At 62.4% G+C, this 16,207-nt stretch carries 15 protein-coding genes; 8 read left to right on the top strand and 7 right to left on the bottom strand.

From position 1 onward, the window contains the following. The 4 genes from B9A31_RS26630 to B9A31_RS26645 form a co-directional block, all read right to left on the bottom strand. A partial coding sequence (locus B9A31_RS26630) for a type VI secretion system Vgr family protein (RefSeq protein ID WP_143512102.1) occupies window positions 1-816 on the bottom strand: 816 nt, incomplete at its 3' end. 12 nt (window positions 817-828) lie between these two features. After that, window positions 829-1,677 (bottom strand): type IVB secretion system protein IcmH/DotU, encoded by an 849-nt coding sequence (gene icmH / locus B9A31_RS26635; protein WP_028624847.1) that lies wholly within the window; start codon window positions 1,675-1,677, stop codon window positions 829-831. A 246-nt stretch (window positions 1,678-1,923) separates the two neighbouring features. Further along, window positions 1,924-2,742 (bottom strand): phosphatase PAP2 family protein, encoded by an 819-nt coding sequence (locus B9A31_RS26640; protein ID WP_084297555.1) that lies wholly within the window; start codon window positions 2,740-2,742, stop codon window positions 1,924-1,926. Window positions 2,743-2,744: 2 nt separating this feature from the next. Continuing rightward, complete coding sequence (locus tag B9A31_RS26645) at window positions 2,745-3,434, bottom strand: lipopolysaccharide core heptose(II)-phosphate phosphatase PmrG (protein ID WP_025755039.1); 690 nt, start codon at window positions 3,432-3,434, stop codon at window positions 2,745-2,747. A 276-nt stretch (window positions 3,435-3,710) separates the two neighbouring features. On the opposite strand from B9A31_RS26645, the gene B9A31_RS26650 reads away from it, so the two are divergent. The 8 genes from B9A31_RS26650 (at window position 3,711) to B9A31_RS26685 (ending at window position 12,917) form a co-directional block, all read left to right on the top strand. Beyond that, window positions 3,711-4,466, top strand: a complete 756-nt coding sequence (locus B9A31_RS26650) for a gluconate 2-dehydrogenase subunit 3 family protein (protein ID WP_084297556.1) — start codon at window positions 3,711-3,713, stop codon at window positions 4,464-4,466. Window positions 4,467-4,469: 3 nt separating this feature from the next. Then, entirely contained in the window at window positions 4,470-6,254 is a 1,785-nt protein-coding gene (locus tag B9A31_RS26655) for a GMC family oxidoreductase (RefSeq protein WP_019098759.1), read from the top strand. 12 nt (window positions 6,255-6,266) lie between these two features. Continuing rightward, on the top strand, window positions 6,267-7,514 hold the full coding sequence (locus tag B9A31_RS26660) for a cytochrome c (RefSeq protein ID WP_084297557.1): 1,248 nt from the start codon (window positions 6,267-6,269) through the stop codon (window positions 7,512-7,514). A gap of 264 nt (window positions 7,515-7,778) precedes the next feature. Continuing rightward, window positions 7,779-8,798, top strand: a complete 1,020-nt coding sequence (ptxS, locus tag B9A31_RS26665; RefSeq protein WP_019098761.1) for a transcriptional regulator PtxS — start codon at window positions 7,779-7,781, stop codon at window positions 8,796-8,798. A gap of 66 nt (window positions 8,799-8,864) precedes the next feature. Then, window positions 8,865-9,638 carry a sugar phosphate isomerase/epimerase family protein gene (locus B9A31_RS26670; protein WP_084297558.1) on the top strand — a complete coding sequence of 258 codons (774 nt, stop codon included), beginning with the start codon at window positions 8,865-8,867 and terminating at the stop codon, window positions 9,636-9,638. Next, window positions 9,631-10,581, top strand: coding sequence for a sugar kinase (locus B9A31_RS26675; RefSeq protein ID WP_019098763.1), 951 nt, complete (start codon window positions 9,631-9,633; stop codon window positions 10,579-10,581). Before B9A31_RS26670 ends, B9A31_RS26675 begins: the two co-directional genes overlap by 8 nt. 58 nt (window positions 10,582-10,639) lie before the next feature. After that, on the top strand, window positions 10,640-11,932 hold the full coding sequence (locus B9A31_RS26680; protein ID WP_084297559.1) for an MFS transporter: 1,293 nt from the start codon (window positions 10,640-10,642) through the stop codon (window positions 11,930-11,932). 10 nt (window positions 11,933-11,942) lie between these two features. Next, window positions 11,943-12,917: a 2-hydroxyacid dehydrogenase gene (locus tag B9A31_RS26685; RefSeq protein ID WP_016714063.1), complete on the top strand. Its 975-nt coding sequence runs from the start codon at window positions 11,943-11,945 to the stop codon at window positions 12,915-12,917. Between the two features lie 49 nt (window positions 12,918-12,966). Here B9A31_RS26685 and B9A31_RS26690 read toward each other — a convergent pair whose 3' ends face one another. From B9A31_RS26690 to bamA, 3 genes are all read right to left on the bottom strand, one after another. Continuing rightward, complete coding sequence (locus B9A31_RS26690) at window positions 12,967-13,932, bottom strand: endonuclease (RefSeq protein WP_019098764.1); 966 nt, start codon at window positions 13,930-13,932, stop codon at window positions 12,967-12,969. Window positions 13,933-13,946: 14 nt separating this feature from the next. Further along, window positions 13,947-14,330, bottom strand: a complete 384-nt coding sequence (locus B9A31_RS26695; protein ID WP_019098765.1) for a hypothetical protein — start codon at window positions 14,328-14,330, stop codon at window positions 13,947-13,949. Between the two features lie 98 nt (window positions 14,331-14,428). Beyond that, window positions 14,429-16,207: outer membrane protein assembly factor BamA (bamA, locus tag B9A31_RS26700; RefSeq protein WP_084297560.1), on the bottom strand; the 1,779-nt coding region annotated here is incomplete at its 5' end.

A 16,207-nucleotide genomic window follows, 5' to 3' on the forward strand; every position in this document is an offset into this window, starting at 1 on the left:
GGACTGGTGTGTCAGGTCGTTGCCCTGGGCACGCTGCTCCAGGCGGTACGCCGGGTGGATGAAGGTGTAGTCGCGCTGCACCTGGCGGGCGGTTCGCACTTGTTCGCTGTAGCGCAGGCGGCGCAGGCAAGGCCCGGCCTGATTGCCGCCGCTGGTGGCGTGGTAAAGCACCTGGTTGGGGTCGATGTCGTCCGGCTCGAAGAAACCTTCGTCATCATCGTCGGCCTGAATGGCGCCTCGGCTGATCTGCCCCAGCGCCAGCAACCGGTCGGTGATGATCAGCGTGTGGCCTTTTACCGTGTGTTCGAAGCGGTAGACGAAGCCCTCTTCAGCGGCCAGGCGGGCAATGAAGTCGAGGTCGGTTTCACCGGCTTGCACGCAGAACTCGCGCACCTCGTGTTTGTCGATGCTCTTCAGCGTGTAGCCGGTGATGCCCTGGCGCTCGAGCATGATCTGCAGAATCTGTGGCACGGTTTTCTGCTGGAAGATGCGCCAGTTCGAACGCAGCCCCGCGCGGGCCAGCACGGGCTCGACCAGAGCGCGGTAACGGGTGCGGTGGAACCCCGTTTCGCCCTGGCTGAAGGTGCTGACCAGCCCGTGCACGTAGCGCAACGGGCGCTCACCACGCCAGATCGTGAACAGCACCGGCTTGTCGAGCAGCTGGCCGAAGTCGACATCGTCTTCGAAGCTGATCAGTTCCAGGTGCAACTGGAACGGCGTGCTGATGGCCTCGTCCAGCTCGAACGACACCACCTCGAACTCGCTGCGGCCAACCAGCGGCTGGAAGGTAAAATGCAAATCGGTTTGGCTAGGCATGTGGCGTCCCCGCTACTGCTGCAAGATGGCGTCGAGCGATTGCAGGACTTCGGCGGTGATCAGGTCGAGGCGGTAGCTGTAGTAGCTGTAGGCGCAGACCATGGCGATGGCCGAGAGCACCAGTGGGCTCCACCAGGGCCACTCCCAACGCCGCCCGCGGTAGGGGCGATGGACGACGTTGGTGTAGGGGTCGCATACGTCTTCGGGGATGGGGCCGCGCAGTTCGCGGATGACCTTGTGCATGCGCGAGATCAGGGCCTTGATGATGTCGTCGCACCTGGGGTCGAGGGCGTGCTTGCCGCGCAGGCCCAGGCAAATGCTGAAGTACAGGAACTCCAGTACATCCTGGAATTCCTTGGGCGACTGCATGACGCGCTCGAGCAGCACGAAGATTTTTTCACCGCCCTGGGATTCGTCATGGAAGATGCTGAGCAGCGGTTCGTGGCTCCAGCACGAATTGTTGCCCCACGGGCGGCTCATGACGGCCTCGTCCAGGAACAGGCACAGGGCGTAGGAGTAGGCTTCCTGCTGGGCAACGGGGTAGCCGTGCTGCCGGATTTCTTCGCGGATGTTACTGACCTGGTTTTGCACGGCCTTGTGCACGTAGGCGATGTTGGGCAGGTCATCCAGCGTACGCAGGCGAATGACCAGGCCGAACAGCGGGGTTGCCGCATCGAGCATCAGGTTTTTGAAGCCGCCACGTAGCTGGAACTGCGGGTCGGCGGGGTAGCCGAGCGGCTCCGTAGCGTGTTCAGGGCCAGCCCCGCTGTGAGGCTGCTGGGCAGCCTCTATATCCTCAAGCAGAATTGGCTTTTTCATGGCGGGCACAGGCTTGTCAGTGCCGTCGGACTGTCTGGACATCCATAATCCTCGTCAGTTAACAGATCAGGCTCACGCGATGACCGCGCACTTTCCATGCGGTCGCGCACAAGTATCTTGCGAAATCCTGAAGACTAACGAGGAATCAATAGGCAGGGGAGATTGAAACTTCCTAAAGCGCTGTAGGAAGTTTCGCTAAGGTTTATTTTGAAAGTATTATTAGCAACTAAGTGGATAACAAGTGCCTGTCAGATTCCACTATGCCCCTTGCTGAGAGACAAGGCCGCTCTACAAGGGCTGCGCCATGGCAGCGTCATGAATGACCGGGCTGTGTTCTGGCGCCTGCAACGCGATGCGGCCATAGAAGAGCAACGCCGTTACCCAGGTTGTCAGCCAGACAGAAATCCCCGCCCAGAATGTATGGGACATATAGTGCCAGCCCTGCAGTACCCGTGTTGTGCCGTACACGAACCCGATCAGCAGAATGATCACCAGCAACTTGCGTGCCTGTGCCCAGCGATGACGCAATGCCACGAAGTACAGCGCCAACAAGGTAAATCCGCTGGAGGCATGGCCACCCGGCCAGCAGCGGCCAGCGCCGGCCTTGTTCCACCAGGAGAAGTTTTCGAACCATTCAACGCGGGCCTGCGTACCGCCATATAGCGTGGTTTCGACAGGGCAATACACACTGGTGTGGCTTTTCAGGTAATGAATCACGGTCGTGCTCAGTGCAAACGCCACGACCACGAACAGCAAGTCGCGGCGGTGTTGGGTGGTGAAGCGCAGCACGGGTGCGATACGGGCTTTTTCCAGCACCCGGGTCAGCCCCAGTTGGGGACGGTTGGCCAAGCGCGGCCAGATGAACGACAGCAAGCTGCCGATGACTGCCAGTTCACCTGTCCAGTCCGGCAGGATGCGCGGCCACTTGTGGGTGACCTTCTCGAACCACTGATTGTGCAGCAGCGGGAACTGACCGGTGGCGGGGTCGAGCAGCAGGTTGCTGATCCAGCGATCGAACTCGGTGAGGTCGAATGCCACGAACACGATGGCGGCCAGCAACAGCGGCAGTAGCAGGTTGTTGCGGTAGAAAGCGGTGCGGGACGGCATATTCACAGCTCCTTGGCATCAACAAGTTTGCGCCATTCACTGGCAGCCATCTGGCCCAGCAGCGTTGCCTTGCCATCGCTGCCCTGGGTGATGAACAGGGCACTGGCATAGCTGTTCGACGTCGCGCTGACGGGTACCTGAAGCGCTTGCTCCAGCTGTTCCATGCAACCGCTGTGGCTGACCAGCACGAGGTTGTGGCCGGCCCGCTTGTGGCTAAAGGCGTTATCGGCAAAGTGTCCGTCACACTGGTTAAGCCAACCTTGCGTGGCCATGGTTTTACCAAACATGGCTTGTGCGGTTTGTCGGGTGCGCACCTCCGGGCTGGTCCACACGTCGGATGACGCCAGGCCAAGGTGTTGCAGGCCTTGGCCTACAGCGGCGGCCACCTGGCTGCCCGCAACCGTAATGCCGCTGGGGTCACCCAGGCAGGCACCTCTGGACCGGTCGCAGCGTTCGGCATGGCGCAGTACCACAATCACTGAGCCTTTTGCCCAAGCGGCCTCCAGCCCACTGCGTTGCAGGTGGTGCGGGTTGCCCAGGTTGGGGACGGCCGTGCGGGCATGCGCGCAGGCTGCTGCCACGCCCAGGACGAACAGCAGGCACAAGACTGCGAATAGCGCTGTGCCCCAAGGTAACCGGTGTACCTGCACGCGGCGTGAGGCGGGGGATTTGTCGATAACGCCTTGCAGCATGTTTGCCACTCCAGTCAGCTCGCTCCATTACGAGAGCGTCGGCACTGTAGGTAGCAGGATGTCGGTAGAGAGTGAGGCAGATGTGAAAAAAGCCTTGGCCCGACAGCGCTCTGGCCTTGCGGCAGAGACGAGAAGTCAACTATGAAACCGGTTTCAAAACATTTCTGAACGCGCTAGATTATCCGGCTGTCTTCTTGATGGCCTATCAAGATCACCTCTCTATTGAAAATCAGATGGCGCTTATCAAGGCCGCCCCAGAGCCGATGAGGATTCCCGATGCCTGAGCATGCCCCAGACAACCCGCGCAGGGATTTTCTGCGCAAGACCTTGACCCTGATCCCTGTCGTTACCGTGGTCAGCACAGGGCTGGGCGTGGGTGCCAGCCAACTGCTTGCCGCCCCGCAACAGCAGCAACAGCAACAGCCACCGAAAGTGCCGGCCACGCCACCGGCGGGTAACTATCAGCCGACATTTTTCAGCGCTGAAGAGTGGGCGTTTCTACAAGCCGCCGTGTCCCGCATCATTCCGGCCGATGAACTTGGCCCCGGCGCGCTTGAAGCCGGCGCTGCCGAATTCATCGACCGGCAGATGAACACGCCGTACGCCACTGGCGCACAGTGGTACATGCAAGGCCCTTTCAACGCCGACGCTGCGCCCGAGCTGGGTTATCAGTTGCAGCTCAGCCCGCAACAAATCTACCGCTTGGGCATCGCTGCCGTGGACGACTGGTGCAAGGCCAATTCCGGGCAGGTTTTTGCTGTACAAGATAGCGCTACCCAAGACCGTATTCTCGCCAAGATCGAGGCCGGAGAGCTGGTTTTCGACACCGTGCCGGCCAAGGTGTTTTTCAGCTTGCTGGTGCAGAACACCCGCGAAGGTTTTTTCTGCGACCCGATCCATGGCGGCAACAAAGGCATGGTCGGCTGGACCCAGATCGGCTTCCCCGGCGCCCGCGCCGACTTCATGGACTGGGTCGAGCGCAACGAGCCTTACCCGTTCCCGGCTGTATCGATCCGCGGCGAGAGGGCCTGAGGCATGGCGACTGTGTTGAACAAAGTGGATGCGGTGATCGTCGGCTTCGGCTGGGCCGGTGCGATCATGGCCAAGGAGCTGACCGAGGCCGGGCTGCAGGTGGTGGCGCTGGAACGTGGGCCGATGCAGGACACCTACCCGGAAGGCAGCTACCCGCAGGTGATCGACGAGTTGACCTACAGCGTGCGCAAGAAGCTGTTCGTCGACGTGTCTAAAGAAACCGTCACTGTCCGCCACAGCATAAACGATGTGGCACTGCCCAATCGCCAGCTTGGCGCTTTCTTGCCGGGCAAAGGCGTGGGCGGCGCGGGCTTGCACTGGTCGGGTGTGCACTTTCGGGTAGACCCGGTCGAGTTGCGCATGCGCAGCCACTACGAAGAACGATACGGGCGAAAGTTCATCCCCGACGACATGACCATCCAGGACTTTGGCGTCACTTACGAGGAGCTGGAGCCGTATTTCGACTTCGCTGAAAAGGTGTTCGGCACCTCTGGCCAGGCCTGGACCGTCAACGGCAAGGTCGTGGGCGAAGGGAAGGGCGGCAACCCCTATGCGCCGGACCGCTCCAGCCCGTTCCCGCTGCCCGCGCAGAAGAACGTGGTGTCGGCCAGGTTGTTCGAAAAGGCCGCCACCAGCCTGGGCTACAAACCTTACAACCTGCCATCGGCCAACACCTCCGGGCCATACACCAACCCCTACGGGGCACAGATGGGGCCGTGCAACTTCTGTGGTTTCTGCAGCGGGTACGTGTGCTACATGTACTCCAAGGCCTCGCCCAACGTGAACATTTTGCCGGCGCTGCGCCAAGTGCCTAACTTCGAGCTGCGGCCCAATGCCCATGTGCTGCGGGTGAACCTGGACGACAGTAAGCGCAAGGCCACCGGCGTCACCTACATCGATGCCCAGGGGCGCGAGGTAGAACAGCCGGCGGAGTTGGTGATCCTGGCGGCGTTCCAGTTCAATAACGTGCGCCTGATGCTGCTTTCCGGCATTGGCAAGCCTTACGACCCGGTGAAGAACGAAGGCGTGGTGGGGCGGAACTTTGCCTATCAGAACATGGGCACGGTCAAGGCGTTCTTCGACAAGGACACCTACACCAACAACTTCATCGGCGCGGGCGGCAACGGCATCGCCATCGACGATTTCAACGCCGACAACTTCGACCATGGCCCGCACGGCTTCGTCGGCGGCTCACCGATGTGGGTGAACCAGGCGGGCAGCCGGCCGATTGCCGGCACCGCCAACCCGCCGGGCACGCCAGCCTGGGGCAGCGCCTGGAAGAAAGCCACAGCCGACTACTACACCCATCAGGTATCGATGGACGCCCATGGCGCCCACCAGTCGTACCGTGGCAATTACCTGGACCTGGACCCGACTTATCGCGACGCCTATGGCCAGCCGCTGCTGCGCATGACCTTTGACTGGCAGGAAAACGACATCAGGATGAACCAGTTCATGGTCGACAAGCTGAGCAAGATCGCCCAGGCGATGAACCCCAAGTCCATCGCGGTACTGGGCAAGAAGGTCAAGGACCACTTCAACACCGCCAGCTACCAGACCACCCACCTGAACGGCGGCGCGATCATGGGCACCGACCCCAAGACCAGCGCACTGAACCGTTACCTGCAAAGCTGGGACGTGCATAACGTGTTTGTCCCGGGCGCTTCGGCGTTCCCTCAGGGCCTGGGGTACAACCCGACCGGGCTGGTGGCCGCGTTGACCTACTGGTCGGCCCGCGCCATCCGCGAGCAGTACCTGAAAAACCCCGGTCCGCTGGTCCAGGCTTGAGGAGCGATGAGCATGAAGACAATGTTGATCGCAACCCTGCTGCTGGGGGCCACGACGGCTGTACAAGCCACCGCGAATGATGATGCCCAGGTGCGCCAGGGGGAGTACCTGGCCCGTGCCGGTGACTGTGTGGCCTGCCATACCGCCAAGAACGGCCAGCCCTTTGCCGGTGGGCTGCCGATGGAAACGCCGATCGGCACGGTGTACTCCACCAACATCACCCCGGCTGCCAGCGGCATTGGCCAGTACAGCTTCGAAGACTTCGACCAGGCCGTGCGCAAGGGCATCCGCAAGGACGGCAGCACCCTGTACCCAGCCATGCCATACCCGTCTTACGCGCGCGTCAGCGAGCAGGACATGCAGGCGCTGTACGCCTACTTCATGAAGGGCGTGGCGCCCGTCGAACAGGCGAACAAGGCCAGCGACATCCCCTGGCCGCTGAGCATGCGTTGGCCGCTGGCTGTCTGGCGCGGCCTTTTCGCGCCAGAGGCCAAGCCTTGGCAGGCAACGGCTGCTGCCGACCCGGTGGTAAACCGTGGTGCGTACCTGGTCGAGGGCCTTGGCCATTGTGGTGCCTGCCATACGCCGCGGGCGCTGACCATGCAGGAAAAGGCGCTTAGCCCGGCAGAGGGTGAGCAGTTTCTGGCCGGCAGCGCACCGCTGGAAGGCTGGATTGCCAAGAACCTGCGTGGTGACCACAAGGACGGCCTGGGCAGCTGGAGCGAAGCACAGCTGGTGCAGTTTCTCAAGACTGGGCGCAGTGATCGCAGCGCCGTGTTCGGTGGCATGAGCGACGTGGTCGAGCACAGCATGCAGCACCTGAGTGATGCCGACCTGACCGCGATCGCCCGTTACCTGAAGACCCTGCCGCCGAGCAACCCTGAAGACCGGCCACACGTCTACGACAAGCAGGTGGCGGATGCGCTGTGGAAGGGCGATGACAGCAAGCCAGGGGCGGCGGTGTACATCGACAATTGCGCGGCCTGCCACCGTACCGACGGCCAGGGTTACACCCGCGCGTTCCCGGCTTTGGCCGGCAACCCGGTGGTGCAGACGGCGGATGCCACGTCGCTGATCCATGTGGTGCTGGCAGGGGGCACGGTACCGGCGACGCACACGGCGCCTTCGAATTTCACCATGCCGGCGTTTGGATGGCGCCTGAGCGACCAGGAGGTTGCCGAGGTGGTGAACTTCATCAGGAGCAGTTGGGGCAACCAGGGAAGCGCCGTCACGGCCGATGATGTGAAGTCGCTTCGCTGACTTCTCCAGCTGCACCCTGATCCTCTGTGGGAGCGGGTTTACCCGCGAATGCGATGTCGAATCTACCGCCGCATTCGCGGGTGAACCCGCTCCCACAGTTTTTTGGTTGAAATTGTATTTGCATCAATCATTTAATTTGCTTATCTAACCTCGAATATCATGTTTATTTCCACATTGCCGACCAGTGGAAGGTTGACGAACTGCCGCAGTTTTGCTGTATTGAAACCGGTTTCATCGCTATCACAACAATCATAAGGACTGCCCATGACCGACGCGCCTGCCCATGCCCGCGAACGGGTCACCATCAGCGAAGTAGCGCGTGTCGCTGGCGTTTCCAAAGCCACCGTTTCCCGTTACATCGGTGGTGATCGCCAGTTGCTGGCCGAAGCCACGGCCAAGCGCCTGGAAGACGTCATCGAACGGCTTGGCTATCGCCCCAACCAGATGGCCCGTGGCCTCAAGCGCGGCCAGACGCGACTGATCGGCATGCTGGTAGCCGATATTCTCAACCCCTACTCAGTGGCCGTGATGCATGGCGTGGAAACCGCCTGCCGTCAACACGGTTACAGCCTGGTGGTGTGCAACACCAACCGCGACGACGAGCAGGAGCGTCATCACCTGGTGGCCCTGCAGAGCTACAACGTCGAAGGGCTGATCGTGAACACCCTTGGTCATCACCCCGGCGAGTTGCTCAACCTGCAGCGTGACATTCCCATGGTGCTGGTCGATCGGCAATTGCCCGAGCTGAATGTCGACCTGGTTGGGCTGGACAATGCCGATGCGGTCGAGCAGGCCCTCGACCACCTGCAGGCACAGGGCTACCGCGATATCCTGGCGGTCAGCGAACCCCTCGATGGCACCAGCTCACGCCTGGAGCGGGTGCAGGCATTCGGCACGTCGGTCAGCCGTCGGGCCGGCATGCGCCAGCAGGTGCTGGAAATCGGCACCGGGCTGGAGGGGCAGCTGGCGTCATTCCTGGCCAGCCGTGGCCATGGCCCGCAAGCCATCTTCACCTTCAACGGCGTTGCAACCTTGGCGGTGACCCGGGCCTTGCACGAAGCAGGGCGCAACCTGTTTGCCGACGTCGGGTTGATCGCCCTCGACGACCTTGACTGGTACCCCTTGGTCGGTAAAGGCATCACTGCACTGGCGCAACCCACCGAGCGTATCGGTGTGGCGGCTTTCGAAAGCCTGCTTGGCCGCCTGCGCGGCAACAGCGGGGCGGCCCGGCGCATCGACTTCAAGGCCGAGCTGATCATCCGAGGCTCAACCCAACCCCAATAAGCAACGGCAGGCTGGCGCCTGCTGCTGTCGATTAAAAATGAAACCGGTTTCATAAGGACAAGAACAATGCACACGAACCCCGTTTCCATCAGCCTCTCCAGCTACGGCGCCGACTTCGTGCGGCAACGTGGTCAGGAGCAGTTCCTTGACCTGCTGGCCGCCGCTGGCGTTAGCCGTGTGGAGTTGCGCGAAGAACTGTTTGCCAGTGCGCCGGACGCGACAGCGCTGGGTGCTGTCATTGCCGCATTGCGCCTGGAATGCCTGTACTCGACACCCCTGGAGTTGTGGACCGCGCAAGGCGTACCTGACCCACTTGTGGTGCAGAAGCTGGAGCTCGCCCGCGCGTTTGGCGCGGTAGCGCTCAAGGTGTCCTTGGGGCACTTCAACGAGCGTTGCGATGTCACCGCCCTGGCAGCGCTACTGCCCGCACAGGGGCCGCTGTTGCTGGTGGAAAACGACCAGACTGAACACGGTGGCAGGATCGAACCGCTGCTGCAGTTCTTCCGGCATGCCGACCTGCTTGGGCTGCGCCTGGGCATGACCTTCGATATTGGCAACTGGCAATGGCAAGACGAGTCTGCGAGGCAAGCCGCGCGTCAACTGGGCCGCTGGGTGCGCTATGTGCATTGCAAGGCTGTGGAGCGCCGGGCCGATGGCCGACGGGTTGCCATACCGCCGCAAGCAGCTGACCTGCAAGCGTGGGCAACGCTGATGGCCGAGTTCGCCCCCGGCGTGGTGCGCGCTGTCGAGTACCCCCTGGTGGGCGACGACCTGCTGGCGCTGACCCGTGCCCAGGTGCGTAGCCTGTCTGCGCTGGGGGAGGAGGTGGCCCATGCATGAGCATGACGTGCTGTGTTTTGGTGAAACCATGGCCATGTTCGTTGCCGAGCAAACCGGCGACCTGGCCAGTGTCGGCCAGTTTGGCAAGCGCATTGCCGGCGCCGACAGTAATGTGGCGATCGGCCTGGCGCGGCTGGGGTTCAAGGTGCGCTGGTTGAGCCGGGTCGGTGACGATTCACTGGGCCGTTTCGTGCTCGACAGCCTGCAACGCGAAGGCCTGGACTGTTCTGGTGTCGAAGTGGATACCCACTGCCCCACGGGCTTTCAGCTCAAGGCCCGCTGCGATGACGGCAGCGACCCGGCTGTGGAGTACTTCCGCCGTGGTTCGGCGGCCAGCAAGTTGTCACCCCAACTGCTGCGTGCAGACCTGTTGCAAGCGCGGCACCTGCACGCCACTGGCATTCCGCTGGCGCTGTCGGATAGCTGCCGGGCCCTGTCACACACGTTGGTCGACGCCATGCGTGCAGCCGGTCGCAGCATCTCGTTCGACCCCAACCTGCGCCCCTCGTTATGGCCTGATCAAACCAGCATGGTGCGCGAAATCAATGCCCTGGCGGTCAAGGCCGACTGGGTTTTACCGGGCCTGGAAGAGGGCCGGTTGCTGACCGGCCGGCACACCCCGGCAGACATCGCCGCGTTCTACCTCGACCGAGGGGTTGAGTTGGTGGTGATCAAGCTGGGTGACGCCGGTGCCTACTTGCGCAGTGCCAATGGGGAAGGCCAGGTAGCAGCCGTGCCCGTCAGCCGTGTCGTGGACACCGTCGGCGCCGGTGATGCCTTTGCCGTCGGCGTGCTCAGCGCGTTGCTGGAGGGCCGCGCAGTGGCCGAGGCGGTGGCGCGCGGCAACTGGTGCGGCAGCCGTGCCGTGCAGTCACGAGGCGACATGGAAGGGCTGCCGCTGCGCCACGAGCTGGAGGCCTTCGACCTGCGCAGAAGCGCGTGACCCCTTGACCCCGAATCACCTGTTGCAACAAAAACAACAAGCTCAGGAGAAACAAACCATGCAAAGCCAAAGCCTGGCACCTCGCCGCTGGTGGTACATCATCCCGATTGTGTTCGTCACTTACAGCCTGGCGTATCTGGACCGCGCCAATTACGGTTTCGCTGCAGCGTCCGGCATGGCCGAAGACCTGCATATCACCCCGGTGCTGTCTTCGCTGCTGGGCGCACTGTTCTTCCTCGGCTACTTCTTCTTCCAGGTGCCTGGCGCCATCTACGCCGAAAAGCGCAGCGTGAAGAAGCTGATTTTCGTCTGCCTGATCCTCTGGGGTGGCCTTGCCACACTCACGGGCATGCTCAGCAACGTCTACATGCTGATTGGCATCCGCTTCCTGCTCGGGGTGGTGGAGGCCGCCGTCATGCCGGCGATGCTGGTGTACCTGTGCCATTGGTTCACCCGTGCCGAGCGTTCGCGTGCCAATACCTTCCTGATGCTGGGCAACCCGGTGACCATTCTGTGGATGTCGGTGGTGTCGGGTTACCTCATCAAGCATTACGACTGGCGCTGGATGTTCATCATCGAAGGCCTGCCAGCCGTCATCTGGGCGTTCTTCTGGTGGCGCTTGGTCGACGACCGCCCGGCCCAGGTGAACTGGCTGAGCGAGCAGGAAAAAGAAGCCCTGCAGCAGGCGCTGGCTGCCGAGCAGCAGGGCATCAAGCCTGTGAAGAACTACCGCGAGGCGTTCCGTTCGCCGCAGGTGATCATCCTGGCGCTGCAGTACTTCTGCTGGAGCATCGGCGTCTATGGCTTCGTGCTGTGGCTGCCGTCGATCCTCAAGCAGGCGGCCAATGTCGATATCGTGCAGGCCGGCTGGCTGGCCTCGGTGCCTTACCTGGCGGCGGTACTGGCGATGGTGGGCGTGTCCTGGGCCTCCGACCGCCTGCAAAAGCGCAAGCGCTTCGTCTGGCCGCCGCTGCTGGTGGCCGCAGTGGCGTTCTATGGCTCGTACGCCTTGGGCAGCGAGCATTTCTGGTTGTCGTACGCGCTGCTGGTGCTGGCCGGCGCCTGCATGTATGCACCCTATGGCCCGTTCTTCGCGATCGTGCCCGAGATCCTGCCGGCCAACGTCGCAGGCGGGGCCATGGCGCTGGTCAACAGCATGGGCGCGCTGGGTTCGTTCGGCGGTTCGTGGCTGGTGGGCTACCTCAATGGCGCCACTGGCGGGCCGGGCGCTTCTTACCTGTTCATGTGCGGCGCGTTGCTGACCGCCGTGGCGCTTACCGCCGCACTCAATACGTCACAGACATCTGGCCGGGCCAAGCGCAACAGCACGCGGCTGGCCATGAACCCTTAGGAAACCTGCAATGAAGAAGCGAATCGTCCTGTATAAACGCCTGTCTGACGACTTGATGACCCGCCTGCAAGACCGCGTAGAGGTCACCTGGGTGGATACCGCCCGGCCCGATGGCCTGGCCCGCCTGCGCGACGCGTTGCCGGGCGCCCATGGCTTGCTGGGTGCCAGCCTGCGCCTGGATGCCAGCCTGCTCGATCTGGCGCCACAGCTGGAAGTGGTGTCCAGCGTTTCGGTCGGCGTGGACAACTATGACATTGCCGAGCTCAGCCAACGCGGCGTGATGCTGACCAACACGCCCGACGTGCTGACCGAAACCACTGCCGACACGGGTTTTGCCTTGATCCTGGCCACTGCCAGGCGGGTAGTGGAATTGGCGAACTGGGTACGCGACGGGCACTGGCAGGCCAACCTGGGCCCGGCGCATTTTGGCTGTGACGTGCATGGCAAGACGCTGGGCATCGTCGGCATGGGCCGCATCGGCGAGGCCTTGGCCCGGCGAGCGGCTGCCGGCTTCGGGATGCGCGTGCTTTACCACAGCCAGCGGCCCAAGCCCGAGGTGGAGGCGCGCTACGCCGCGCGCCAGTGCAGCCTGGATGAATTGTTGCAGCAGGCGGATTTCGTGTGCCTGACCGTGCCGCTGAGTGCCAGCACCGAAGGCCTGATTGGCGCACGAGAGCTGGCGCTGATGAAACCTGAGGCGATCCTGGTGAACATCTCGCGTGGGCGCGTGGTGGATGAGCCTGCGCTGGTCGATGCGCTGCGGGCCAAGCGCATACGGGGTGCGGGGCTGGATGTATTCGTGCAGGAGCCGCTGTCCACAGACTCGCCGCTGTTGCAGCTGGATAACGTGGTAGCGACCCCCCACATCGGCTCGGCGACCCAGGAGACACGCCAGGCCATGGCGCGCTGCGCGGTAGACAACCTGCTCAGCGCGCTGGCCGGCGAACGGCCGGCGAATCTGGTGAATGAGGTGTGCAGGTCGTGAGAGCAAGGGGCCGCCATACGGCCCCTTTGCGGTGCAGCTGAGCGGGCACTTATCGGCAGTTACCGGCTTTGCGATAGCCCGCAGCTTGAGCCTCACCCTCGGTGGCGAAGGTCACCTGGTTCTTCGCTGCTACCTGGTTGTAGCCCGGGCAGCCAACAGACAGGTGATAAACATGGCTGTTGCGGTTGCCAAGCACAGCCCCGACCGGCGCGGCGCTGGCCAGGCTCGGGTTGGCCTGCGCCTTGGTCGCTTTCACCGGCACCGCTTGCACCACACCACTGCCAGCCGGCTTGTAGTCGGCAGTCCATTTGCGTTCGCCACTCACGAACGGGTTGGCATGGCCCATGATCGCGGCAATACGGCGGTCGCGTTCTTTTTCCCAGGCCGACACCGGGTGCTGCTTGTCCCACGCCATCAACAGCTGTTGCTGCTGGCGCGACATGCTCAGTTGGTATCGGTCGAACATGTAGAACGTGGTACGCGCCACCAGGCCTTTAACTTCATCACGCGGCTCTGCAGCGCGCTGGACGAAATCGACCTTGGTGGTGCACTGGCCATATTCGCCGGCATTGCCGGCAACCATGCCGTAGTTGAAGTTGCTGCGGTCACCATTCACCTCGCCCACTGCCGGGTACAGGTTGAACAGATCGGCCTCCATGGCACGGAACACCGGGTCGTTGTCCACGCAGTGCTCGCGGCCGCCGTTTTTCCAGCACTGACGCTGGTTGCCGAAGGTGTAGGCGGGCACGATGTGTTCCCACTCGGTACGCTCGGCGCGGTTCTGCTGCTTGCGGGTCTGGTAACCACACGAGGCCGCATCGATGCGCCCACCGGACTTGCCCACCCAGGTCCACTTGCAACCGCAGTACAGGTCGCCCATGGCGCTGCTGGCCTGGTCCAGGTACACCTTCTGCTTGGCCACCACCTTGGCTTCGCTGAAGGTTGCCGGCGGGTTGGCCAAGGCAGGCAGGGTAAAGGAAAACAGTAAGGTTACGGCGTAAAGCAGTGATTTCATGAGAAAAACATATTTCAGGATGGGGTGCGCATTGTAATGGTTTCCCCGGGGCTGGCCAGCTCGCGGAGCCAGACCAAGGGTCGGCCTGGGTCGTCGCTGGCCATATGGTTGAACGTGGCTGAGTCGAGCATGTCCCTGACCTGGGTGCCCATGCGCAGCAGGCGCTCGATGAAACCGGCGCCGACGTCGCCATAGTCTTCCAGTGAAACGCCGCTCTGGTTGTGCTGGATGGCCAGGTGGTAGTGGCTGACCCCGGCACCGTTGCCACTGCCGCCCAGGACCACCGTGAAACGCGGGCCGAGCAGGTTGGCCAGGCGCTGCTGGACCAGATCGAGTAGCGCGAGCGGGACTTCATCGTGTCGCAATGCGTTGGGCAAGCAAGGTGTGAAAGGTGGCATGGGCGTGTCCTGCTGGGCGGCGTTCGAATGCCGCCCAGCTTAGGCAAGGTGACTGTCAACTTGGGTTAAGCAGGGGTAAAAGCAGGTAATGTCGGTGCTCAGAAGGTCTGCCCCAGCGAGAACTGGAAGATCTGCGTTTCTGCGTTGTCCGGTTTCTTCAGCGGTGCCGCCAGGCTGAAGCTCAGCGGCCCCACCGGGCTGTACCAGGTCACGCCAACCCCCAGCGACACGGCCATCTGCGCCAGGTCCACGCTGCCGCAGCCCTGGGTGGTCGACAGATAGCAGGTGTCGGCATACACGTTGCCTGCATCGACGAACACCGAACTGCGCAGCTGGCTCTGGTCCTTAACGAACGGCAACGGGAAGATGTACTCGGCGCCACCGGTAATCAGGATATTGCCCCCTAGCACATCGGTATCGCGGTCGGAGTAATAGGCTTGGCCGGCGCTGGCATAGGTGCCGGTGGCCGGCGTGTTGCGCGGGCCGAGGCCACCGTCCTTGAAGCCGCGCACCGAACCCAGCCCACCTGCGGTGTAGCTTTCGTAGAACGGCAGGCCATCGGTGGAGCCGTAACCGTTGCCGTAGCCCAGGCTGGTGTGCAGGCGCAGCGCGGTTTTGGCGGTCACCGGCAGGTAGGTCTGGCCGTTATAGTCCAGTTTGTAGAACGACAGGTCGCTACCAGGGGTGGTGGCCATCAGCGTCAGGCTTTGCGAGTGGCCACGGGTGGCCAGCACGCCTTTGTTGAGGGTGGATTCAGACCAGCCGATCGACGCTTTGAGGTTGTTGAAGCTCTTGCCTTCCCGGGCGATGAAGTCGTAGATCTCGTCGGCGCTGTAGGTGCCGGGCGAGATGTCGTCGTGTTGCAGGGTCAGTCCATAGGTCAGGCGCGATGTTTCGTTGATCGGGTAGCCAAAGCTGACCCCGGCGCCGTAGCTGTTGATTGCATAGTAAGAAACACCATCGTCGTAGTAATCGCTGTAGTCGGTGCTGCTGTAGAAGGCGTTGTAGCCCAGGCTGACGCCGTCGGCGGTGAAGTAGGGGTCGGTGAAGCCGAAGTTGTACTTGGTCTGGTATTCGCTGCGGGTCAGGCCGATCGACACCTTGTTACCGGTACCGAGGAAGTTGCTCTGGCTGATCGAACCACCGAGGATCAGGCCGGCGCTCTGGGCGAAACCGACGCTGGCGGTGATCGAACCGGAGGCCTGCTCTTCGACGCTGTAGTTGACGTCGACCTGGTCGTCGGTGCCTGGCACCGGCGGGGTTTCTACGTTGACTTCCTTGAAGAAGCCCAGGCGCTCCAGACGGGTCTTGGACTGGTCGATCAGGTAGGTCGAGGCCCAGCCACCTTCCATCTGGCGCATTTCGCGACGCAGCACTTCGTCTTCGGTCTTGGTGTTGCCGCGGTAGTTGATACGGTTGACGTAGGCACGCTTGCCCGGGTCGACCACGAACATGATGTCGACCGTGTGGTCCTGATCGTTCGGCTGTGGCACGCCGTTGACGTTGGCGAAGGTATAGCCTTCGTTACCCAGGCGGCGGGTGATCAGATCGGATGTGGTGGTCATCACCTTGCGCGAGAACACCTGGCCCGGCTGCACCAGCAGCAGCGACTTGACCTGGTCTTCCGGCACTTTCAGGTCACCGGACAGCTTCACGTCGCGAACGGTGTACTTCTCGCCTTCGTTGATGTTGACGGTGATGTAGACGTGCTTCTTGTCTGGCGTGATGGACACCTGGGTGGAGGCGATGTCCATGTTGATGTAGCCGCGGTCCAGGTAGTAGGAGCGCAGACGCTCCAGGTCGCCGGACAGTTTTTCGCGGGCGTACTTGTCGTCGTTCTTGAAGAACGACAGCCAGTTGGTGGTCTTCAGCTCGAA

The organism is Pseudomonas sp. URIL14HWK12:I5, assembly GCF_900176445.1.
Classification (GTDB): domain Bacteria; phylum Pseudomonadota; class Gammaproteobacteria; order Pseudomonadales; family Pseudomonadaceae; genus Aquipseudomonas; species Aquipseudomonas monteilii.